Source organism: Actinopolyspora alba, assembly GCF_900112765.1.
GTDB lineage: Bacteria > Actinomycetota > Actinomycetes > Mycobacteriales > Pseudonocardiaceae > Actinopolyspora > Actinopolyspora alba.
On record NZ_FOMZ01000005.1, the window covers coordinates 1 to 21411 of the forward strand.

The window sequence follows — 21411 nt, forward strand, 5'->3', positions numbered from 1 at the left end:
AAACCCGCCAGTTACAGGTCGGGCCGGTCGGTGTCGGCAGTGATCACCCGGTTTCGGTGCAGACGATGACGACGACGAACACCACCGACATCAACGGAACGCTGCAGCAGATCGCCGAGCTCACCGCGTCGGGCTGTGACATCGTGCGCGTGGCGTGCCCGACCTCCGACGACGCCGAGGCGTTGCCGATCATCGCGCGGAAGTCCCAGATACCGGTGATCGCCGACATCCACTTCCAGCCGAAGTACGTCTTCGCGGCGATCGAGGCGGGCTGCGCGGGGGTCCGGGTCAATCCGGGCAACATCCGCAAGTTCGACGATCAGGTCAAGGAGATCTCCCGGGCGGCCAAGGACACCGGCACCCCGATCCGCATCGGCGTCAACGCGGGCTCGCTCGACCCGCGCATGATGGAGAAGTACGGCAAGGCCGTGCCCGAGGCGCTCGCCGAGTCGGCGTTGTGGGAAGCCGGCCTGTTCGCCGAGCACGACTTCCACGACGTCAAGATCTCGGTCAAGCACAACGATCCCGTGGTGATGGTGCGGGCTTATGAGATCCTCGCCGAGCGGTGTGACTACCCGTTGCATCTGGGGGTGACCGAGGCGGGTCCGGCTTTTCAGGGCACGATCAAGTCGGCCGTGGCCTTCGGATCGCTGCTGCGGCAGGGGATCGGGGACACGATCCGTGTGTCGTTGTCCGCCCCGCCGGTGGAGGAGATCAAGGTCGGCACCCAGATCCTGCAGTCGTTGAATCTGCGGCCGCGCAAGTTGGAGATCGTGTCCTGCCCGTCCTGCGGGCGGGCGCAGGTCGACGTCTACAAGCTCGCCGACGAGGTCACCGCCGGTCTGGAGGGCATGGAGGTTCCGCTGCGGGTGGCGGTGATGGGCTGCGTGGTCAACGGCCCCGGCGAGGCCCGCGAGGCCGACCTCGGGGTGGCCTCGGGCAACGGCAAGGGACAGATCTTCGTCAAGGGCGAGGTCATCAAGACCGTGCCGGAGAACCAGATCGTGGAAACCCTCATCGAGGAGGCCATGCGGCTCTCGGAGGGCAGCGAGGAGTCGGGCGAACCGGTCGTCAGCGTCTCCTGATCGAAGTGTTCCGCTCGGGGCGGCGGGATGCTCCCGCAGCGAAGTCCCGGCGATTTCGCGAGAAATCGACGCACACGGGGCCACACCGCCCCAGCACCGCCCCAGCGGGACGTCAATTTCGCGAGAAATCGACGGTGGGCGGGGCCGCACCACCCCACCAGCCCGGCGATTTCGTGGGAAATCGACGGCGCCGCGACGGGGAACCACCACACCCGGGAGCCCACGCACGCCGCCGGTTCTTCCCCTCGGGGTTCGAGGTCGGCGTGTCTCGGCGGAAAGTGGTGGACGGACATGATCGTTCGGCCGATCCGGCGGTGACGGGCGAGCCGTCATCATCGAGAAGTGACCGAACCGACCGCCTCCCCCGGAACAGGGCCACTGCCCACAGTTCACTCCCCCGCCGCGCGAACCGGGCGCCTGGTGGGCATCGACATGGCTCGCGGACTGGCCGTGCTGGGGATGTTCGCCGCGCACACCGTCCCACCCGGCTGGCTGTACACGCTGGTGTCCGGACGCTCCTCGGCGCTGTTCGCCGTGCTGGCGGGTGTGTCGATCGCGCTGCTCAGCGGCGGCACCGAACCGCACACCGGGAGACGGCGAACCCTCTCGGCCGTGCGGATCGCGGTGCGTGCCGTGGTGCTGTTCGTGCTCGGCCTGGTGTTGACCAGCATGCAGGTGCCCGCCATGGTCATTCTGACCTTCTACGGTGTGCTGTTCGTGCTCGCGATCCCGCTGTTACCGCTGCGGGCCACCTGGCTGGCGGTGCTGGCAGCGGTCCTCGCCGTGGTGACTCCGCTGGTGTCGTTTCTGATCCGGAGCGACATCCCCATCCCGAACCGGCTCGGCTACACGCCCGACCTCGCCGACTTCACCTCGATCGAAGGGGTGGCGGAAGCCTTCCGGGCCATCGTGCTCACCGGCGCTTATCCCGTGTTGACCTGGATTCCGTTCCTGCTGGCGGGTATGGCGCTGGGCCGTCTCGGGCCGCTCGGGCGCAAGGAACCGCTGGTGGCGCTCGGAATCGGGCTGGCCCTGCTCGGCTACGGTGTCTCGTGGCTGGCCCTGTACGTCTTCGGCGGGTTAGAGCGGATCGTAGGGCTTTACCGGGGGAAGTTCCCGCCGCGAGTGGTCGAGGAGCTGCTGGCCTCGAACCTCGGAACGGTTCCCACGGAGGATCCGGTCTATCTGCTCACCGCCGGGGCGCACAGCGGAACTCCCTTCGAGATCATCGGCGCCACCGGTGTCGCCCTGACCGTGATCGGGCTGTGCCTGTTCGCCGAGCGGTCGCGCACCACACTCTTCCCGCTCGCCGCGGTCGGCGCGCTGGCACTGACCTGCTACGTGGGGCACCTGCTCGTGCTGCGGGCGTTCGGGCCGGGAGGACTCGCACGTCTCATAGGCGGACACTCCTACGGGTTGTGGCTGGTGCTGGCCGTGGGGGCGCTGCTGTGCGCCGCGCTCTGGCGCCGGTTCCTGGGACGCGGGCCGCTGGAGTGGGCGCTGCACCGCCTCTCCGCCCTCACCGGGAGGGTGATCGTGCGGGGAAACCCGACAAGTGCGGAAAACTCCACATCCGAATAGCCGAACCGCTTCGCGGCGTGGCAGGCTGTTTCCGATGCGCGAACACGACGAGACTGGTACGGATGCGGACTCGGAAGCGGGTGGGCTCGACGCGCACACCCCGAACATCGCCCGCATGTACGACTACTTCCTGGGCGGCTCGGCGAACTTCGTCGCCGATCGCGAGGCGGCCGAACAACTGCTGCGGGCGTTTCCGGGCAACGTGGAGTGGACCCACATCAACCGGGCCTTCCTGGGCCGCGCCGTCCGCGTCTGCGCCGAGGCTGGGATCGACCAGTTCCTCGATCTGGGCTCCGGCATTCCCACCAAGGGGAACGTGCACGAGATCGCCCAGCAGGTGAACCCGGCCGCTCGGGTGGCCTACGTCGACATCGAGACCATCGCGGCCACCCACGCCCGGCAGCTGCTGGCCGACGATCCGCTCTCCACCATGACGCAGGCCGACATCACCGACCCGCAGGCCGTGCTGAACGCTCCCGGAGTGGCCGAACTGCTGGACTTCGACCGGCCGATCGCGGTACTCGCCGTGGCGATCCTGGACATCCTCGACGTCGAGAACCCGGCGGCGCTGATGGCGCGGTACCGGGATGCCTGCGTGCCGGGCAGCGCGCTCGCGATCTCGAACTCCGCGATGCTGGACATCTCGGAGGAGGAGGTCGACGGGGCGCAGGAGGTCTTCGAGACCACCACCACACCCACGCTGCGGACCCGGGACCACGGGGAGGTCCTGGAGATGTTCGCGGGCTACGAACTGCTCGACCCCGGTGTGGTCCCCAGCGCGCGGTGGCGCCCGGACGAGCCGGTGTCCGAGGAGTACGCCGCACGCAGCAACGCCTACGCCGGGGTCGGCATACTGCGGTGAGAACCGGAACCGAGCTCGAATGATCGACAACGCGGCACAGGAGGAACCGGCATGTCCCGTGCACCTTCCGGAATTCTCGTGCCCAGTTCGGCATCGGGCTCGTCGAGTTACTCCGGCGCGTGAGAAGAGGTGGGGGCGCTCGACGCGGGCGCTCCGCGAGGATGTGACCGGACAGACTTGATGTGTCCGCCCGTCCGGGCCGGAAACGCCAGTAGCTCCCCACCCGGGGGGTGGGGAGCTACTGGAAAGAAGAGAAGCGGTACTCAGACCGCCCGCACGAGGTCGGCCTGCAGCCCCTTGGGGCCCTGGCTGACGTCGTAGGCCACCTGCTGGTTCTCATCGAGAGTACGGAAGCCGGAGGCATCGATGGCCGAGTAGTGCACGAACACGTCCGGGCCACCCTCGTCAGGTGCGATGAAGCCGAAGCCCTTTTCCGAGTTGAACCACTTCACGGTTCCGTTAGTCATGTCAGTCTCCTTCGGGAGCTGGGGTTATTACGAGCCACCACACCGTGCGGAAGCCCGGGCCGGGGATCTCAGACGGCGACTCGCTCCAGCTACAACCAAAGAAAGAAGCTCGCCCGCATCAACATCCTGCGAGCATGCACACAACACGAACCCAGAAACTCAACGACCACAAGAGACCCTACACACCCCACCCACGACCCGCGCCGACGGGGGCGATCTAACCCTGCGCGCCCGGCTCCTGCCGATCGGTGTACTCGGCGAGCTGGTCCTCGAGGCTGATGATCCGACAAGCCGCCGTCACCGGTGTGCCCTGGTCGACGAGCTCGCGGGCGCGGGTGGCCCGCCGCAGCTGGCGGCGGGAGTAGCGGCGATGTCCCCCGCCGGAGCGCTGCGGGGCGATCAACCCCGCCTCCTCCAAGGACCGCAGGAACGGCTGGGTAACCTCCAACATCTCCGCGGCCCGCCCCATGGTGTAGGCGGGATAGTCCTCGTCGTCTAACTTCTCCTCGGCTCCAGGCCGATTTTGATCCACTACCGCTCCCCGTTCCCTCGACAAGGCCCCCGGCACACCACGAGTGTGCCGGGGGCCGCGGAGGGATACTTACTCACTGCTCAGGCCGTGCCTCCACCCACCAACACGGGAAAATGGGGGCGGCCGGAAAACAACTGACTCGACTACCCCCTTCTCACACGCGTGCAGATCACGGACTTACCTTCACAACCCGGGTGAGGACCAACGGAACCACCCGGGGGCCTGCAACTGCCTTCTCATCACTCACGGCGCCGATTCGTCGGTGATGGCGCTTCAGTGCTCTCCGTCTGCTGGTAGAAACCATAACAGCACCAAGCCACCATGTCTACAGCGGCGATCAGAGAAATTTCCCCCGGGCCCATCTCCGAAAACTCGGGGCAGTCATGGGCGGGTGGGGAGGAACTCAGACGAAGATCCTCGCGCTCTGTTCGGTATCGGGCTCGCTCGCGGTTCTCTCGCTGCTGCTGACCGCCACTTCGGAGCGAGACTCCTTGTCGCCGGGGTTCGTGCGATGGGGGCGGCCATCGTGGGAACAGGGGTCGTCGCGGCAATGATCGTCGAATTGTTCCGGCGGGTACGACGCGGAAGGGGTGCTGACGGCAGCCCGAACTAGATCGGATCCCGGCGACATCTCGTGCCGGATTGGAACCTCCGAGTGGAGCAGCATGGCTACGCCGCGAACCGGTTCCCCAGCCTGCGCAGCCGACTCGCGATCTCCTCGCAGGTGTCCAGTGTGAACTCGCCGTCCAGCCCGGCGACCACCGCGACGTACTGCGTGACCAGCTCCGGCGACTCGGCGCTGAGCCGCACCACGCACCGCTCCGCGCCGTCCTCCCGGATCTCGCCGGGGATCGGCCCGAACACCCCGGCGCGCACGGTCTCGGCGGGGAGCCGCACGTCCATCCGCGCGGTGTAGCGGTAGGAGGCGGTCGCGAACGAGCTCTTCAGGTAGCTCGCCGCGTCCGGTGCGGGCAACCGACGCGAGGGACAGGACCGATGCGTGCGGGTGGGTCGCTCGATGCGATCCACCCGGAAGGTGCGCCAGTCGGCGCGATCGGGGTCGTAGGCGAGCAGGTACCAGAGCTCATGCACGGTGACCAGGCTGTGCGGTTCGACGCGTCGACCGCTCGGCGTATCGTGGCGGTCCCGGTAGTCGAAGGAAACGATCTCCCGGTCCCGAGCGCAACCGGCCAACACCGCCATCACGCTCACATCCACCGGAGACCGCTCGCCGCGTTCGACCGCGGTGCTCGTTTCGGCCAGCGCAGTCAGCCGGGAACGCAACCGGGCGGGCAGCATCCGTTCGAGTTTGGCCAGCGCACGCATCGAGCTCTCCGAGATACCCGTGACGGCGCTGCCACTCGCCCGCACGAGTCCCACCGCGACGGCGACGGCCTCGTCGTCGGTCAGCACCAGCGGTGGCAGCCGCTCACCGGAGGCTAGCCGGTAACCACCGGCGGTGCCGGTCGTGCCGACCACCGGGTAGTCGAGGGCGCGCAGCCGGTCGATGTCACGGCGCACGGTCCGGCCGGTGACTCCGAGCCGCTCGGCGAGCTCGGCACCGGACCACTCCCGCCTGCGCTGCAGCAGCGTGAGCAATCGCAGCACGCGTGTCAGTGGGTCAGCGCGCACCTGTTCCGGTTCCACGTCTTCCAGTCTGCCGTCGCTCGCGGACACCGGTTGTCCGCAACGGTTCGTAGCGTGCCGACATGACCGACACGACGAACCCGAAACCGACCGTTGCCGCACTGCGCCGCCACGTCCGAGGGCGGGTGATCACACCGGAAGGCAGCGGATACGACCGTTCCACGACCGGCTTCCAACTACTCGATCCGCACCGCCCCGAGGTGGTCCTCGAGGCAGTGGATGAGCGCGATGTTCGTACCGCTGTCGAGTTCGCCGCCCACTCCGGTAAGCGATTGGCGGTGCAGGCCACCGGCCACGGGCGCGGCACCGCGCTGCGCGGTGGGGTGCTGCTCGACACGCACCGGATGTCGGGGGCCCGAGTGGATCCGCGGGCACGCACGGCGTGGATCGAGGCGGGCGCCGACTGGCGAGGAGTGATCGAGGCGGCGGCGCCGCACGGCTTGGCGCCGCTCTCGGGCAGTTTTCCCGGGGTGGGCGCGATCTCCTACACCCTCGGTGGCGGGGTGGGGCTGCTCGCCCGCCGCCACGGCTTCGCCTCGGACCACGTGCACCGTCTCGACGTGGTCACCCCGGACGGGACGTACCGCCGGGTGACGGCGGAAGCGGAGCCGGAGCTGTTCCGGGCGCTCCGTGGCGGCGGTGGCGACTTCGGAGTGGTCACCGGTGTGGAGATCAGGCTGCTGCCGGTGGAACGGATCTACGGCGGTGGGCTGTTCTTCGACCTCGCGCGGGTGCCCGAGGTGCCGCGCGCCTGGCGGGACTGGACCGGCACCGTCCCGGAGGAGATGACCTCGGCGGTGACGATGCTGCCCTACCCGGACGTTCCTGGAGTTCCGGAGTCGCTGCGCGGGCGGCACGTGGCGCAGTTGCAGTTCAGCTACCTCGGGGCCGCCGAGGAAGGCGAACGACTGGTCGAGCCGTTGCGCGGTCTCGGGGAACCGCTGGGTGACACGTTGCGCGAACTGCCGTACTCCGAGTCCGGTGCGGTGTTCGACGAGCCCGACCAACCGCACGGCTACCGGGGCAGGAACCTGCTCCTCGACGAGCTCGGCGACCGGGAACTGTCCGATCTGGTCGAACGCACCGGACCGTCGGCACCGGTGATGTGCGTGACCGGCATCCGGCATCTCGGCGGCGCGCTGGCCCGAAAGCCGGAGGTTCCCGACTCGGTCGGACACCGTACGGCCGGGTTCTCGCTGGGGGTGCTGTCGCCGCTCGAACCCGGCTCGGGCGAGGAAGAGGTCCGGAACTCGCACGACGAGATCCTGACCCCTTTCGAGGAACGGGCGCTCGGGCACTCGCTCAACTTCAGCTACGGCTCCCTCGAACCGGAACGGGTACGCACCGCCTTCGACCCGGCCACTTACCGGCGACTCGCGGAGCTGAAGGCTCGCTACGACCCGGACGCTCTGCTGCACACCAACCGCCCGATACCGCCGCTGGGGAATGTCCGCTGAAAGCAGTGTCGTAACGGCTCAACACTCCTATTGCGCTCCTACGATTCTCATTGCCATTATTCACATTTTATGACCCTTGATGGCATATCCACACTTCGACCGTCTCCACGTGCTCAAGCACAGACCACCGTTCCACGGAGAGACCAATACCCGCTTGCTCTCGATGAAAAACAACCACGAGACGAAGACGAGTGGTGTGAATTACCCCCATTTGGCTGATTGGACCAATGGAGAGCATTCGGGCAAGATCACCAAGGCTGAATAAAACTGCACAACTTCGACGCGCAACACTGGGATGATTGCTGAAATTGGATACCCAATCCCTGTATTCGTTTTGTGTACGCGTGCGGTTGTTGACCCCGCAAGGAGCACCTATGCTCATGTTAGTGAGACGTCTGAGCGTTGCCATGGCAAGCGGCCTTCTTGTCATGTTGCCTTTCGGAGCTACTCCTGCCGCAGCGGAAACTCCCAAACAGGAAGCATCCACGCTTCGCACTGCTCAGCAAAACATTTCCTTTAATTGCATCATCCCCGAGTTCGGCTGGGCAGACCAATGTCTGACTTTCTGGGTCGAACCCGGCGAAACCGTAGAGGTGACCCTGAACGAATCGGGAGGAAAACGTGTCGATGTCAACTTGAACGACATCGGAACAGGCCAACAGTACAATAATCAAACACTCAACCTCCAGGAAGGATATACTCGCATCGCCTGGAAAAACGGGTTTCCCAATTCAAGAAAGGTTCGCATGGCAATCGCTTCACCTGCGATTGTCACTATTCAGGCTCTCGGCAACGTGAACATCTACTGATGGCGCTGTAAATCCTGAAAAGCTCGTTCGTCTAACGTGCTGCATGATATTCGGTCACTGTAGCCCGCCGGGCTACAGTGACCGAGCGTGCTCTACGAGTGATCAATACGGTACCGTTTCTGTCATGGTTCACTATTGCCACTCCGAGTACACCGACGATTTGATCGCTACGTGTTCGAAATGCATGCTGTGTTGGTGATGATGATGCGGTTGTTGTGGTGTGAGCTGTGGCGACTGCTGCTGCGGTACCGCTTCGCCGTGGCGGTGCTGCTCGCCGGGGTGGTAGGGGCCGTGGTAATGGTGGGGATGAATCCCGTAGCCGGCAGCAGAGGCTCACTGTATGAGATTCACGTGTTCGGCGCGTTAAGTGAGTCCTTTTTGGGTGTCTACGCCTTCCTGGTTCCACTCATGGCGGGCGTGGCCGCAGCGGGATCATTGGCCGAGGATCGAGCCCGCGACTATCCGCAGTGGATTCTTATCCGTGGTGTCGGAGCGGGACGTTTCCTGGGTGTCAAGGCCGTGGCTATGTTCCTGACTACTGTCACTGCATTTCTCATGTCCCAGCTGATCGTGTTCTGCACGGCCACCGTGGTGTTTCCGTGGGGAACCACGGCACCTCCGGTTGGAGCGGAGCACCTGCTGGGGAATCACCTGGCTCCGGAGCTCTTCGTAGCAGCGCCTGCCATGCACGACCTGATGCTGGTGGCGATGTTGAGTGTGGCCGCCGGTGTTTTGTCGCTGACCGGTTTGGTAGTGGGCGCTCTGATTGCCAATGAGTACCTGGCTGCAGCCGTTCCCTTCCTGCTGGTCGTGGGCAGCGCACTCGTATTGGAAGGGCCGGCGAGACGATTGAGCCCATACACCTATCTGGAGCTGGACACGAGTCCGGGACCCGGTTCAACGGGTGCGGTGCTGCTGTACTGGGGTGTTTTGGCGGTGCTGACCGTAGCGGTAGCGACAGGATTGTTCGTGCGAAGGGAGGCTCAGTGAGTGATCCGGCGAAGGCCGCTCAACTGCGCGGAGTGGGAAAGCGGTACGGCTCGCGCTGGGCGGTGCAGGATCTCGATCTCGATCTTAATTTCGGGCAGGTCGTGGGGTTTATTGGCCCGAACGGGGCGGGTAAGACCACCCTCATTCGGATGATGACCGGTCTGTCGACGGCTTCCACCGGCAAGATCGAGGTACTCGATACCGATTTGACGAGGCAAACACGCAGTCCCGACGGCATCGGCATGGTAGCCGAACATCCGCGGTTCGTGCCGTACCTTTCGGCACGGAAGAATTTGCGGCTACTGGCGCGTATCCGCAATGTGGCCAGCGACGAGGATATCGCCGAAACTCTACGCAGAGTTGGTTTGGATCCGCAGGATCGACGGGCTGTGCGCGGCTACTCTTTGGGTATGCGGCAGCGGTTGGGGGTGGCCCAAGCGTTGATGGAGCGTCCGCGGCTGCTGTTCCTGGACGAGCCGACCAATGGGCTCGACCCACGCGGCATCGTCGAGTTCCGCGAGCTCATCCGGCAGCTGGCCGCGGCGGGCGTGGCAGTGTTCGTGGCCAGCCACTTGCTGACCGAACTCGAGCAGGTCTGCGACCGGGTGTTGTTCGTGCGCCGCGGGCGAGTGCTGGAAGAACTTGATTTGCACTGCTTCCAGGAAGAAACGGTACGAGTTAGCGTCACCGGCCCCGACGATGTGGCGGCGTTGCGCGAGTGGGCTGCCCACGCCGGTATCGCCCTGACCGACCAGGATGACACTCGCTGGCCCACTGTGGAGCTGGCAACCTCGGACGTGCCCGAGACGCTTGCGCACCTGATCCGTGCCGGAGTGCGTATCGAGGCCGTCAACCGTACTCAGCGTTCACTGGAACAGCGCTTCCTGGAACTGACCGGCTCCGAAAGCGAGGGCGTCTCGTGAGGGCCACGCTACGGCTGGCACGTGCCGACTTGTCCCGGGCTCTGGGCACCTACCGCTGGCTCGTGGCGATTCCGGCCTGGTTCGCCGCCGTGTACCTGTCCCTGGGGTACGTGCGCTACGACTACGATGGCGGCGGACTACGTCCCGTCAATGTTTGGGACGCCGTGCCGGGGTTGTTTACCAACACGATCCTTGTGCTGTTCGTGTTCGTGCTGGGGTTCGTGTTCCTCACCGGCGATTTGTACGTGCGGGACCGCACCCTCGGGGTCGCCTCCATGACCGTGCTGCGAGCTCCCTCTCGCGGTCACTGGTGGAGCGCCAAACTCTGCGCGCTCGGCGTGCTCTCCGTCGTCTACAGCACTCTGGTGTTCGTAGCGATGCTGCTGCTCGGCGGGCTTCAACTGGGATGGAGCGCCACAGCTAGCCCAACAGCCCTCCGAAGCGAGCTCTACCCCCGCTGGACCGAGCTACCGATGCCGGTGTTCGTCCTGGTAGTCATGCTCTACGCCGCGCTGGCGCTCTGGGCCGTCGGTGCCGTGGTGATGCTGATCTCGACCTTGATGCCCCATCCTCTGACGCCTGCAGTAGCCGGCCTCCTCTGGGTGCTACTGGGAGGGGTACTCGCTCCCCTGGCTAGCCGCACCGGCTGGACACGCCTGGATCCCCTCTATCAAATGTTCTACAATATCCATTTCGGTCCGGACCACTTCACATTGGGATGGACGACTTCTTTCATGGTAATTCTGACGACCCTGCTGGCAACAGCAGTACTAGGATCTTGGCGGTTACGGTACGCCGAACTGTGATCCTCTGAAATGCTCCCGTGTTAGAACGTGTTTCACGGGGGGGGTTTCTTATGGCGAACAAGGGCGGCAGCGAGGATGAGGAACATGACGAGGCCGACCTCTGCTACGCCTTCCCCATCTCGCCTTGACCTTTCGTTTTCGCGTTTCAGTCGTAGCGAACCATCGCCCACACTGTGCTTACTTCGATCGTGTGGACGGCGATGAGTGCGAGGCCAATGCGGGTGGGCCAGTTGGGTCGCCATCCGGCGAGGCGTAGTCCGCCCACGCCTGTCCACCACAGCAGGCAGGCCAGTGCGCCGAAGAAAGCGTGGAGTTCGACGCCCGGACCGCCGGGGTGGGTGATCGTCGAGACGAGGGACAGGCTCAGGACGACGGTGATCCAGCCGCTGTAGGCGAAAGCCGCTACGGCCAGCCCGGTTCCGGCGCATTCGCGCAGCAGGATCGTGGTGACCGGGGAGAGTCGGGACATGGCGATGGGTCCGCTTCGGTTCGACGGATTGGGTGTGGTGCGAGATCCCCGGCCGGGGTGGGGTGGGAGCGGCCCCGTTCCCGGCCGGGGTGGTGCCGCGCCGGACGGGACTGTGTTGTCCCGCGGGGGAGAGAACTCCGGCGCGGCACCGGTCTGGGGTGGGCATCGCTTCCCTCGCGGCGATTTCTCGAGAAATTGGCGGTGCCGCCGCCGCGATTTCGCGAGAAATTGACGGCGCCGCTGCGGTGATTTCTCGCGAAATTGACGGTGTGGGTGGCCCCGCACGGCGGTGTGCGGGCCGGGCGGGCGCATGCCGGAGGTGTCGGGGGTTTCACGACACGCGCCCGGGCTTGGACAGAGCAGTCAGGCCGCCAGCGGTGTATGCCGGTGCCTGCTGTTCGGCGGTCGAGAGGGTGCGGGGGTAGTGCCGCTGGGCTCGTCAGAGTCGGTGGTGGGCCAGCCCGGATCCGGTTGTTCGTCCCCGAGGCGCACTGGACGCAGTCGTGGTACACGCGGCGGCAGATACCCGATGCTGTGCAGGCAGGCGTCGCAGACCGACCGGTCGTCCTCGACGGGCGGGCTGCTGCTGGCCCGAGCGCGGTAGGGACCGCGTCGGGACAGGTGCCCGCACAACGCCCGCAGCCCGTGGTTTCCCGCTGGTGTGTTGGCGGGGCAGGCGTGCCAGCGGGACTCGAACACGCTGGAGAACCAGGCGTGCCCACTACTGGTGTTCAGTGGTTCGATCCCCAGGCCAGCCGCGCCAACACCAGGGTCAGCAGCGCCAGCAGCAGCACCGCGATCTCGAACTCGGACACGTCCCCTCCTGACCAGGTGGCGCAGCGCGAGTAGCAGCAGGGTCAGCGTCACCAGGACCACCCCGCTCTGGCACCGATGGCCTCCTCCAACGCGTCCCGCAGCTGCCGCGCCTCGGCGAGCGTGAACAGCGAGACCGCGCCCCGCGCGGGCGCCAACAGGGCCACGCCTTGAGCTGTGGGTTTGAGCCGCAGCACCGTTCGGCCGTGGCGCTGCTGCCGACACGGGACGACTGACCACTCCGACACACCGTCCACAGTGGCCGAAACGTCGAGCTGGGCCAGGTCACGAAGCCAGGGCTCGTAGGAATGGACCGGGCTCGGCGGGTGGGCCTCACCACCGCCGATCACATACTGCAAACACACCCGGCAGTAGTGATGCCACCCGCCCAAGATGCGTTCCGGCGGGTGCGGGGCGAGTTCGATCGCCTGGCCGCAGAAACACGCCACGAGCCCTTGGCCCGCCCGGGCGGACTCGGTGCGTTTGTAGAACGCGGTGGCATGAATCGCCCCGGAATCGGTGCCGGTGACGAACCGGGGCGGCGGCACGGACAGCTCACCGAGCGACGGCATGGCGCACCACCCGCCCCCGCAGACCCGACCACGCGATCATGGAACAACACTGCGAACACAGCTCCGGATCGGCCTCCGGGGCAGTGATCGCGGCCATCTCGCCCAACCCCAGGTAAACGTGACACAGCGACAGTACCCACGAGGCCGTGTACTCACCCGGATGACGCTCAATCGCGTGCAACCGTGGTGTCTGGCTGTACCGGTGATCGGCCTCCGTCGCCGCCAACACCACACACACCAGGCCACGCGGAAACAACACCCCCACCTCACACCACCCCCACCAAGAGGCCATGGTGCGGCGAACCGAGACACGTAGCGACGCGCCTCATACCAGGCGATAGCATCAACAACGCTCCACTTCAGTAATCACACGCTGATGGAGTTCCCCCGTGTCCCTGTGCTTGGCGGCTTCGGACACGGAACCCACTCGTCCGGTGGCACCCACCACCGGACGAGTGGTCAAAAGTCGGACAACGCGCCGGGTGCGCTGTACGGGATCGCACTAACGCAGTCAGCACGGCACGAGTGAACGCCTCTAACCAACGGCAGTCCAGTCATTCGGCGTCGGAACAAAGGGCACCCTGGCAGCCTCCGAAAACCTGCCTCGCCTGCAGAAACCGGACTGATCCGGCACGCCGTACGTGTCATGCCGTGCTTCCGAGCCAGGCGGACAGCCCCAGTGAAGGTTCTTTCCTGCGAGGCCACCAAGTTTCTCCGTAAGGTCATCGAATCAACCTCCCAAGGTGTATCCATACTGGAATGAAACTCTCACTTGTGCAACCCTGATCAACAGGAAGTCTCGCTAATACACCTGATTGGAGTAACAGGATGAGCACATCGGCAGATAACCTCTACTCGGACCATGCGCAGGAGGTAGCGGTGAACGAACGCATCAGCCCAACAGTCCGACTTCGCAAGCTCGTTCGACGCCTGCGTAGCTGGCGAGAACACGCGCGGATGCGGCAAGAAGACGTGGCCGATGTGCTCGGATGGTCGAAGGCCAAGGTCAGCAGGTACGAGAACGCCGAACAGATTCCCGGAACAGCCGAGATCATCGCTCTGGCGACCATCTACGGCATATCCGAACAGGAGCGAGATCAGTACATGGCTCTTGCCGTCCAAGCACGCCAACGAGGCTGGTGGCAAAGCTATGGTACGGAAGCACTGAAACAGGACTTCGACGAGTACGTAGGACTGGAATCGGAAGCATCCTTGCTCAAGGAGTACTGCTTCGAGCTGATCCCCGGTCTGCTCCAGACCGAGTCCTACGCCACCGAACTCATGCGGGCATGGCTGCCAGGTGTGGAGCCATCGGTGGCAGAGGAACGAGCAGCGCTACGTGCCCAACATCAAGCCAACCTCTACGGTGAACAACCCCTCGCTCTGCACGCGGTCGTACACGAGTGCGCTCTACGCCAGCAGGTAGGCGGCCCCGAGGTGATGCGGCCCCAGCTCCAACACCTGCTGTCCATGTCCGAACTGTCACACGTGACCATCCAGGTCTTGCCCTTCACGGCAGGGGCTCACCCGGCGATGGATTCACCGTTCATCATTCTCTCGTTCCCCGACCCCGAGTTCACTGACGTCGGCTTCGCCGAGTACCTCACAGGCTGCGTCTACGTGGAGACCCCGAAGGAAGTCGAATCGTACAGCCTGAACTTCACCGCCATAGCAGATCAGGCACTGGCACCGAGGGCGTCCATCGAGCTTATCCGTACGCTTGTCGAGGAAGGATGAGCACGGCAAGGGAGCATGTCATGACCACCGCTGACTTCAGTCAGGCGCGCTGGTACAAGTCCAGTCGCAGCAACGGCGGCGGTGGAGCGTGCGTCATGGTGGCGCACGTGCCCACCGCCACCGGTGTCGCCGACAGCAAACTCGGCGAAAACAGTCCCGTCCTGCCGTTCAGCAGCACCGCGTGGACCTCGTTCCTCGACGCGATCAAAAGCGACCGCCTCGACGGCTGACCCTGTTTCGTGAAGTCCCGCTCGGCGTACCGGGCGGGACTTCACGCGTCTCCGGCCACGAGGGCTGGTCGTGGTGTGCCGGGATCGAGACTTTCGGCTGCCGACGCTACGATGACTCCCGATCGAAACCGATCGAGAAGTACTCAGACCACATCCGAGGTGCGATGTCGCGGTGGCACGAAAACGTGCAACGGCGGTCATAACATCGCAGGTCGCAGAGGGTGCTCTCCACGGGCGTGGAGGTGGACCGGAGCACGCATGACCGACACTCCTACACCCCACGTGCTCTCCACGGGCGTGGAGGTGGACCGCTCACTGCCGAAACACCGCGGATCGTGTCCCTGTGCTCTCCACGGGCGTGGAGGTGGACCGTGCGCGGCGAACCCGTTGCGCAGTTGGGTGACGTGCTCTCCACGGGCGTGGAGGTGGACCGTTCGGAACGTCCACCGGCGCCTCGACAGCGTCGCGCAGGGTCTCAACCAACGCGTGGACGGGATGGCGGCAGATGCAGCGGATTGGCCGGCAAACGCAGGACGGGGTAGCTGCCGTCCAGCAGATCGCGAACCGGCCCTGACAACGAGCGTGCAGGAAGCTCGCCCGCTACGGCTGACGGTCTTTTCGCGACGGAGTGGTCACCGATACACCTCTCGGCGATGGCCTAGTTCGATCACGGTCACCAACAAGTGATGGTCTTTGATCGTGTAAAGCACCCGATATTGGCCGACTCGGATCCGCCACGTATCGCTCACCCCGGAGAGCTTGCGGCAACCATCGGGGCGGGGCTCGTTCGCAAGGTTGTCGATGGCGAATTCGATTCGACGGCGCGTTTGGCGATCCAGGTTCGCCAGAGTTTTCTGCGCGTTGCGCGTGATGTCGATGTTGTAGCTCACGCCTCCGCTTTGCCCTCCAGATCCACCAGTGCCTGTTCCCACGACATGGTGGTGTCGGTGTTGGAACGCACCTCGGCGTGGGCTTGTTCAGCGCGTTGTGACCAGTACGCGTCTTCGATCGCCTCATAGTTGTCGGCGATGTCCGGCGGCATGACCGCCGCGACGCGGCGTCCGGAACGGGTGAGATACACGAACGCGTCGTGTTCCTCGACGGCATCCAGGATCGCGGGGAGATGTTTCCGAGCGTCGGACACGCTGACCTCGGCGACTCCATCCTCGTTGATTAAAATGCTGTCGCTCATAGCATGAGCGTACAACGAAGTACAAGAATGTACATTTCCGGTCTTGTCGATCTTCTGTACAGCGGCGTCATCACGTCACGACGCCACTCCGTGCGAAGTAGTCATACCGACCTGTACAGCGGCATGTGAGCCGTGACCGTTGTCGCCACACTGCTTGCCGGATCTCCGCCCGACGCGCTCAGGAGCGGTACCGCTCGACGTAGCGCTGCCACGCCTCGGCATCGTTCTCGGCCTGACGCTCGGCGCGCTTCTCCCGTCCGGTCCCGAGCGGGTAGCCGTGCTTGACGAGCCGGGTCTCGCAGCTCTCCACCATGGACGACGTGGAGTAGAGCAGCGACATCAGCAGCCCGCCGACGACGCACATCGCGGTGATCCAGAGCGGCCCGGGCAGCAGCAGCACGAGCAGTCCGGGCGAGACCTGCACGAACACCCGGGCGATGTGCCGCAGCGCCCAGGTGCGGCAGGTGACGTCGTGCAGCACCCACTCCCGGTAGCGCTCGGGCAGGCGTCCACCGTAGACGTACCAGAGCCACAGCACCGGGTTCGGACGGTTTCCGCTGCTGCTCATCGTGACTCCTCACTCCTTCGGCCCGCGGTCCTCACAGAGCACCGCCCACACCGACATGATCCCGACTCACCGCGACCACCCTCGAATCAACCGAGGAACCGACGGCGGCACGCGGCCTCGCCCCCGGCAGGACTCTCACTCGAAGTCGGGCGGCAGGCGTTCCTCCCAGCGCCTCCCCTGCGGGTACAGCGTGATCTCGCGGGTCTCGTCGGCGCGGCGCTCGATGCGCACCAGCAGGTTGTCCTCGGCCAGCCGCTCGGCGAAACCGCCACCCCACTCGACCACCACGGCGGCCTCGGTCAGCTCGGTGTCCAGGTCCAGATCGTCGAGCGCGGCCAGCGAGGTGAGCCGGTAGGCGTCCACGTGCACCAGCGCCGGACGACGCCAGTCCGAGGCGTAGTGCTCCCGCGCCAGCACGAAGGTGGGCGAGGTGACCCGGCCACTCACCCCCATCCCCTGGGCGATGCCGCGCGTGAGCGCGGTCTTGCCCGCCCCGAGCGGACCGTCCAACAGCACCAGGTCCCCGGCGCCGAGCACGGCACCGAGCGCGGCGCCGAACCGGTACGTGTCGTCCACGGTCGCCAGCTCGTAGGTCCAGCTCACCACATCGGAACTCAACTGCCGCTCACCTTCTCCGCGGTCCCCTCGGTCCGCTCGTTCCGTGCCACTCGCCGAACCAGCTCGCTCAACCCCTCCGTCACCGGTTCGGCCCGTTCCAGAATCGCCATGTGACCGGCCCCCTCCAGCCGCACGAGCTCGGCGTCGGGCAGTCGCGCCGCGATCGTCTCCGAGTGCGAGAACGGGATGAGCCGGTCGGCATCACCGCCCATGACCAGCACCTCGGAGTGCCGCAGTCCCGCCAGCGCCGCCGTGCGGTCGTGCGAACCGAGGGTGTCCAGGAAGTCGGTCACGGTCTCCACCGTGGTGGAGGCGATCATGTCGTCGGTGAGGTCGACCAGCGCGGTGTCGACGTCACGATCGCCGAAGGCCAGCCTGCGGACCGCGTTCCAGGCCACGTGCGAACCGCTCCGGCGGGCGCTTTCCACCAGGTTGGGCTGCCACTGGGCCAGCACTCCCATAGTCCTGGTCAGCGGGTTGTTCTTCGACAACCACGGCTTCGGCAGCCCCCGCGCGCCCACCTGCCCGGCCGAGGTGGACAGCAGCGCCACCCCGGCGATCCGGTCTCGGAAGAGTTCGGGCCGCTGCTCGGCCAGCGCCATGATGGCCATACCACCCATGGAGTGCCCGGCCAGCACCACCGGCCCGCGCCGCGCGGTCGCCCGCAGCACCGCGTCCAGATCCCTGCCCAACTGCTCGATGGTGCAGTTGGCCCGCCTGGAGTGGCCGGAGCGCCCGTGGCTGCGCTGGTCGTAGAGCACCAACCGCACGTTGGGGTCGGACAGCCGCGGCAGATCCCTGCGCTGGAAGTGCCAGCACCGCGAGTCCAACGAGTAGCCGTGCACGAGCACCACGGTCAGCTCGGCCTCCCCGCCGTCGGCGGGACCTACCTCCTGCACCGCCAGCGGCACCCCGTCGTCGGCGGCGACGGTGGACCCGCGGTCGGGTTCGAGCCTGCCCAGCGCCTCGCCCTGGTAGGGGTCGTCCTCGGCGCCGTTCCTGCGCTGCACGGCGATCCGCGAGCTGTACGAGGCGAGGCTCACGGCGGTACCGGTCACCACGGCACCCACCATCCCGGCGGACCAGGCGAGCGCGTGCCACGGCTTCATAGCGTGTCCTCCGCCACCACGGTTCGGGTCACGCGCGGACGATACATACCGGTCACGATCTCGTAGTGGATGGTGCCGAGTTCGTCGGCCCACTCCGCGGCCGTGGGCTCACCGCGATCGCCCGGCCCGAACAGCACCACCTCGTCCCCCTCGGCGACCCGATCGTCGTCGCAGCGGACCACGATCTGGTCCATGCACACCCGGCCCACCACGGGACGGCGCTCGCCGCCGAGCAGCACCGAGAACCGGTCGGACAGCGAACGCGGCACCCCGTCGGCGTAGCCGACCGGAACCAGCGCCAGGTTGGTGTCGGTGGGGGCCGTCCAGCTGTGACCGTAGGAGACGCTCTCACCAGCCGCGATCCGTTTGGTCAGCGCCACCGAGGAGCGGAAGGTCATGGCGGGGCGCAGCCCGTGGTCGCCCTCCTGCGGGACCGGGTCGAGCCCGTAGACCGCGATGCCGGGGCGAACCATGTCGAAGCGCAGGTCGGGTCGGGTCAGCAACGCGGCGGAGTTCGCCAGGTGGCGCAGCGGGCGCAGCCCGGCCGCCAGGGCTCGCTCGTGGGCGTGCCGGAACCGCTCGGCCTGCGTCTCGATCGAGGGATGGCCCGGTTCGTCGGCGCAGGCCAGGTGCGACCACACGGCGAACACCTCCACCGCGCCGTCGGCCTCGGCCTTGGCGGCCAGCGCCACCAGCCGTTCCCACGACTCGGCGGGCGCGCCGTTGCGGTGCAGCCCGGTGTCGATCTTGAGGTGGATCCGGGCGGTGTGCCCGGTGGATTCGGCGGCTGCCACGACATCCAGCAGCTGCGTCTCGGAGGACACCGACAGGTCCACCCCGGCGCGCACCGCGCCCGCGACGTCGTCACCGTGCTGGTACAGCCAGCACAGCAGCGGGGCGGAGATCCCACGCTCCCGCAGTTCGAGCGCTTCCGGGATCGAGGCGACGCCCAGCCAATCGGCCCCGGAACGCAGTGCTGCCTCGGCAACGGTCGAAGCACCGTGGCCGTAGCCGTCGGACTTGACCACGACCATGGTCCGCGCGCCGGACTCGCTCGCGTGTCCGGAGAGCACGGCCACGTTGTGCCGGATGGCCGCGAGATCGATGCGCAGATCGGCACGGCGCGCGGGACGTTCGTTCATCCTGCTCATAATCGCACAATCCATGAGCGTCCCCGCTCGGCTGCGGCACTACTCGCTTCGCGGAACCTCGCGCACCGAAGGGCACCGCGATGCGTCAGCGGAACAGGACATGCCGCGGCACCAGCGACCTCCCTGGAAAACACTCGCTACCGGGTTGGGTTCAGGGAGTCGTCGCGGCCACGGCACGGACCTCGCGGACGGCGTCGGGGACCGCGTCCAGCAGGGCGGAGGCGCCGATCGGTGCCCCCACCGGATCGGCGTCGCAGGGCTCGGCGGAAGCGGTCGGGGCGCGGCCACCGGCGGCGGCGATCTCGGCGGCCCGCGCGTGCACGTGCGCGGCGCTGCCGCAGGCCCACAGCGGATCCGTCCCGGCCGCGAGCAGCTTTCCGATCATGCCGGTGAGCACGTCGCCGGAGCCGGCCGTGGCGGGCCAGGCTTGTTCGCAGGGGTGCACCAGGACACGCCCGTCCGGGTCGGCGATCACGGTGGTGTTGCCCTTCAACAGCACCACGGCCGAACAGCGCCGAGCCACCTCGCGCACCGCCGCCACTCGATCCGCCGGACGCTGCCCGGCCAACCGGGCGAACTCGCCCTCGTGCGGGGTGAGCACCAGCGGAACGTCCGGGTCCCGCACGTCCCACAACGTCTCGTCACCGGCGAACAGCGTGATCGCGTCCGCGTCGGCCACCACCGGCTTGGCGTCGTCGAGCACCGCCGCGAGCACCTCACGACCGGCCGCCCCGGTGCCGATCCCCGGCCCCACCGACCACGCCTGCACCCGGCCCGCGTCGCCGACCGAACCGACCGCGACCACCTCGGGCCAACGCTGCCGCACCGCATCGGCGGCGGGTCCCGCGTAACGCACCATCCCCGAGGCGGTGTGCACCGCTCCGCCCGCCGCGAGCATCGCGGCGCCCGGGAAGTTCGCCGACCCCGCGGCGACCCCGAGCACCCCCTGGCTGTACTTGTCGTCCGCCGGACGGGGAACCGGCCAGGACCGTCCCACCTCGCCCGCTTCCGGAACCGAGCAGTCCGGTTCCTCCAGGTGCGGGTCGAGCCCGATGTCGACCACCACCACCTCACCGGAGCGCACCAGCCCCGCACCGAGCACGTGGCACGGTTTGCGTCCACCGAACGTGACGGTCAGGGTCGCCGAGACGGCGGGGCCGTCCACGGCACCGGTCACCGGATCCACTCCGCTGGGCAGGTCGACCGCGACCACCGGGGCATTCACCCGGTTCACGGCGGCAGCGGCGAGCGGACGCAACGGGCCGTGCGCGGCGAGGCCGACTATCCCGTCGACCACCACATCGGCGCGTCGCAGCGCCTCGGCGGCGACATCGGCCAGCCCGGGATCGTCGGCGGCATCCGCCGCCGCCACGACGCGGCCTCCTGCGGCACGCAGCGCACGCAGCCCCTCGGGGTGGGTCTTCTCGGGGGAGAGCAGTACCGCCGTGACCCCCACGCCCCGGTCGCGCAGCAGGGCACCCGCCCAGAGCGCGTCACCGCCGTTGTTGCCCGCCCCGACGAGCAGTGCGACGCGTCGGCCCGCGACGCGGCCGAGACGTTCGGCGAGCAACCGGCGCACCCACAGCGCCAACCCGTTGGCCGCGCGCCGCATGACCACGGGTTCCGCCACCGTTCGGAACAACCGCTGTTCCGCCGCGCGCACCTGGTCGGGGGTCCACACACCGTGCAAGTCGGAGCCTCCTGGCGGTTCCACTGTCGACGTTTCCGTTCCTCCCCGCCGGTTGCCGACTCGGCGGGTCGCCGACTCGGCAGGATGCGGACTCGGCGGGGAG

24 protein-coding genes are annotated in these 21411 nt (G+C 66.8%); 10 read left to right on the forward strand and 14 right to left on the reverse strand.

What is annotated here, in order from left to right:
- From ispG to BM150_RS08150, 3 genes are all read left to right on the forward strand, one after another.
- On the forward strand, positions 1-1085 hold a 1085-nt coding region (ispG, locus tag BM150_RS08140; RefSeq protein WP_092925757.1), incomplete at its 5' end, for a flavodoxin-dependent (E)-4-hydroxy-3-methylbut-2-enyl-diphosphate synthase.
- 342 nt (positions 1086-1427) lie between these two features.
- Positions 1428-2666 (forward strand): DUF418 domain-containing protein, encoded by a 1239-nt coding sequence (locus BM150_RS08145; protein ID WP_245755363.1) that lies wholly within the window; start codon positions 1428-1430, stop codon positions 2664-2666.
- Between the two features lie 34 nt (positions 2667-2700).
- Complete coding sequence (locus BM150_RS08150; protein ID WP_092925759.1) at positions 2701-3528, forward strand: SAM-dependent methyltransferase; 828 nt, start codon at positions 2701-2703, stop codon at positions 3526-3528.
- A gap of 263 nt (positions 3529-3791) precedes the next feature.
- On the opposite strand, the gene BM150_RS08155 is transcribed toward BM150_RS08150, so the two are convergent.
- The 3 genes from BM150_RS08155 to BM150_RS08170 all read right to left on the reverse strand — a co-directional run bounded on the left by BM150_RS08155 (position 3792) and on the right by BM150_RS08170 (position 6159).
- Positions 3792-3995: a cold-shock protein gene (locus BM150_RS08155; RefSeq protein ID WP_092925761.1), complete on the reverse strand. Its 204-nt coding sequence runs from the start codon at positions 3993-3995 to the stop codon at positions 3792-3794.
- Positions 3996-4212: 217 nt separating this feature from the next.
- On the reverse strand, positions 4213-4527 hold the full coding sequence (locus BM150_RS08160; protein ID WP_245755364.1) for a MerR family transcriptional regulator: 315 nt from the start codon (positions 4525-4527) through the stop codon (positions 4213-4215).
- Positions 4528-5196: 669 nt separating this feature from the next.
- A complete protein-coding gene (locus BM150_RS08170) occupies positions 5197-6159 on the reverse strand; it encodes a WYL domain-containing protein (RefSeq protein ID WP_092926251.1) in 963 nt (320 codons plus the stop codon).
- Positions 6160-6236: 77 nt separating this feature from the next.
- Here BM150_RS08170 and BM150_RS08175 point away from each other — a divergent pair, with 77 nt between their 5' ends.
- The 5 genes from BM150_RS08175 (at position 6237) to BM150_RS08185 (ending at position 11159) form a co-directional block, all read left to right on the forward strand.
- The gene (locus BM150_RS08175; protein WP_092925765.1) at positions 6237-7631 is read left to right on the forward strand and encodes an FAD-binding oxidoreductase; all 1395 of its coding nucleotides are present in this window, start codon (positions 6237-6239) and stop codon (positions 7629-7631) included.
- Positions 7632-8017: 386 nt separating this feature from the next.
- Positions 8018-8440 (forward strand): hypothetical protein, encoded by a 423-nt coding sequence (locus BM150_RS23660; RefSeq protein ID WP_139219478.1) that lies wholly within the window; start codon positions 8018-8020, stop codon positions 8438-8440.
- Positions 8441-8611: 171 nt separating this feature from the next.
- Entirely contained in the window at positions 8612-9430 is an 819-nt protein-coding gene (locus tag BM150_RS24065; RefSeq protein WP_175496736.1) for a hypothetical protein, read from the forward strand.
- Entirely contained in the window at positions 9427-10353 is a 927-nt protein-coding gene (locus tag BM150_RS08180; RefSeq protein ID WP_175496737.1) for an ABC transporter ATP-binding protein, read from the forward strand. The genes BM150_RS24065 and BM150_RS08180 overlap by 4 nt, the downstream gene beginning before the upstream one ends.
- Positions 10354-10415: 62 nt before the next feature.
- A complete protein-coding gene (locus BM150_RS08185; RefSeq protein ID WP_139219479.1) occupies positions 10416-11159 on the forward strand; it encodes a hypothetical protein in 744 nt (247 codons plus the stop codon).
- A 145-nt stretch (positions 11160-11304) separates the two neighbouring features.
- Here BM150_RS08185 and BM150_RS08190 read toward each other — a convergent pair whose 3' ends face one another.
- The 4 genes from BM150_RS08190 to BM150_RS08200 all read right to left on the reverse strand — a co-directional run bounded on the left by BM150_RS08190 (position 11305) and on the right by BM150_RS08200 (position 13278).
- Positions 11305-11628 (reverse strand): hypothetical protein, encoded by a 324-nt coding sequence (locus BM150_RS08190; protein ID WP_092925771.1) that lies wholly within the window; start codon positions 11626-11628, stop codon positions 11305-11307.
- 363 nt (positions 11629-11991) lie between these two features.
- Positions 11992-12495 (reverse strand): hypothetical protein, encoded by a 504-nt coding sequence (locus BM150_RS23665; RefSeq protein ID WP_139219480.1) that lies wholly within the window; start codon positions 12493-12495, stop codon positions 11992-11994.
- Entirely contained in the window at positions 12492-13013 is a 522-nt protein-coding gene (locus tag BM150_RS24070) for a hypothetical protein (RefSeq protein WP_175496738.1), read from the reverse strand. The genes BM150_RS23665 and BM150_RS24070 overlap by 4 nt, the downstream gene beginning before the upstream one ends.
- Positions 12997-13278, reverse strand: a complete 282-nt coding sequence (locus BM150_RS08200) for a hypothetical protein (protein WP_245755365.1) — start codon at positions 13276-13278, stop codon at positions 12997-12999. The genes BM150_RS24070 and BM150_RS08200 overlap by 17 nt, the downstream gene beginning before the upstream one ends.
- A 563-nt stretch (positions 13279-13841) precedes the next feature.
- Between BM150_RS08200 and BM150_RS08205 the strand changes: the two genes are divergently transcribed.
- Both BM150_RS08205 and BM150_RS08210 read left to right on the forward strand, forming a co-directional pair.
- On the forward strand, positions 13842-14750 hold the full coding sequence (locus BM150_RS08205; RefSeq protein ID WP_281243670.1) for a helix-turn-helix domain-containing protein: 909 nt from the start codon (positions 13842-13844) through the stop codon (positions 14748-14750).
- A 20-nt stretch (positions 14751-14770) separates the two neighbouring features.
- Positions 14771-14980, forward strand: a complete 210-nt coding sequence (locus BM150_RS08210) for a DUF397 domain-containing protein (protein WP_092925777.1) — start codon at positions 14771-14773, stop codon at positions 14978-14980.
- Positions 14981-15612: 632 nt separating this feature from the next.
- On the opposite strand, the gene BM150_RS08215 is transcribed toward BM150_RS08210, so the two are convergent.
- From BM150_RS08215 to BM150_RS08245, 7 genes are all read right to left on the reverse strand, one after another.
- Positions 15613-15870, reverse strand: a complete 258-nt coding sequence (locus tag BM150_RS08215) for a type II toxin-antitoxin system RelE family toxin (RefSeq protein WP_092925779.1) — start codon at positions 15868-15870, stop codon at positions 15613-15615.
- Positions 15867-16172, reverse strand: a complete 306-nt coding sequence (locus BM150_RS08220) for a type II toxin-antitoxin system Phd/YefM family antitoxin (protein WP_092925781.1) — start codon at positions 16170-16172, stop codon at positions 15867-15869. Before BM150_RS08220 ends, BM150_RS08215 begins: the two co-directional genes overlap by 4 nt.
- Positions 16173-16350: 178 nt before the next feature.
- A complete protein-coding gene (locus BM150_RS08225; protein ID WP_092925783.1) occupies positions 16351-16740 on the reverse strand; it encodes a DUF5313 family protein in 390 nt (129 codons plus the stop codon).
- 135 nt (positions 16741-16875) lie between these two features.
- Positions 16876-17358, reverse strand: coding sequence for a tRNA (adenosine(37)-N6)-threonylcarbamoyltransferase complex ATPase subunit type 1 TsaE (gene tsaE, locus BM150_RS08230; protein ID WP_092925785.1), 483 nt, complete (start codon positions 17356-17358; stop codon positions 16876-16878).
- On the reverse strand, positions 17355-18467 hold the full coding sequence (locus BM150_RS08235) for an alpha/beta fold hydrolase (protein ID WP_092925787.1): 1113 nt from the start codon (positions 18465-18467) through the stop codon (positions 17355-17357). The genes tsaE and BM150_RS08235 overlap by 4 nt, the downstream gene beginning before the upstream one ends.
- Positions 18464-19609, reverse strand: coding sequence for an alanine racemase (gene alr, locus BM150_RS08240; protein ID WP_092926253.1), 1146 nt, complete (start codon positions 19607-19609; stop codon positions 18464-18466). The genes BM150_RS08235 and alr overlap by 4 nt, the downstream gene beginning before the upstream one ends.
- A 160-nt stretch (positions 19610-19769) precedes the next feature.
- Positions 19770-21308: an NAD(P)H-hydrate dehydratase gene (locus tag BM150_RS08245; RefSeq protein WP_092926255.1), complete on the reverse strand. Its 1539-nt coding sequence runs from the start codon at positions 21306-21308 to the stop codon at positions 19770-19772.
- Positions 21309-21411: the final 103 nt, after the last annotated feature.

Coding starts and splice junctions, on each gene's coding strand:
- BM150_RS08210 (WP_092925777.1), top strand. CDS start 14,771: ATGACCACCGCTGACTTCAGTCAGGCGCGCTGGTACAAGTCCAGTCGC.
- BM150_RS08190 (WP_092925771.1), bottom strand. CDS start 11,628: ATGTCCCGACTCTCCCCGGTCACCACGATCCTGCTGCGCGAATGCGCC.
- BM150_RS08175 (WP_092925765.1), top strand. CDS start 6,237: ATGACCGACACGACGAACCCGAAACCGACCGTTGCCGCACTGCGCCGC.
- BM150_RS08155 (WP_092925761.1), bottom strand. CDS start 3,995: ATGACTAACGGAACCGTGAAGTGGTTCAACTCGGAAAAGGGCTTCGGC.
- BM150_RS08220 (WP_092925781.1), bottom strand. CDS start 16,172: ATGAGCGACAGCATTTTAATCAACGAGGATGGAGTCGCCGAGGTCAGC.
- BM150_RS08235 (WP_092925787.1), bottom strand. CDS start 18,467: ATGAAGCCGTGGCACGCGCTCGCCTGGTCCGCCGGGATGGTGGGTGCC.
- BM150_RS08225 (WP_092925783.1), bottom strand. CDS start 16,740: ATGAGCAGCAGCGGAAACCGTCCGAACCCGGTGCTGTGGCTCTGGTAC.
- BM150_RS08205 (WP_281243670.1), top strand. CDS start 13,842: ATGAGCACATCGGCAGATAACCTCTACTCGGACCATGCGCAGGAGGTA.
- alr (WP_092926253.1), bottom strand. CDS start 19,609: ATGAACGAACGTCCCGCGCGCCGTGCCGATCTGCGCATCGATCTCGCG.
- BM150_RS24070 (WP_175496738.1), bottom strand. CDS start 13,013: ATGCCGTCGCTCGGTGAGCTGTCCGTGCCGCCGCCCCGGTTCGTCACC.
- BM150_RS08150 (WP_092925759.1), top strand. CDS start 2,701: ATGCGCGAACACGACGAGACTGGTACGGATGCGGACTCGGAAGCGGGT.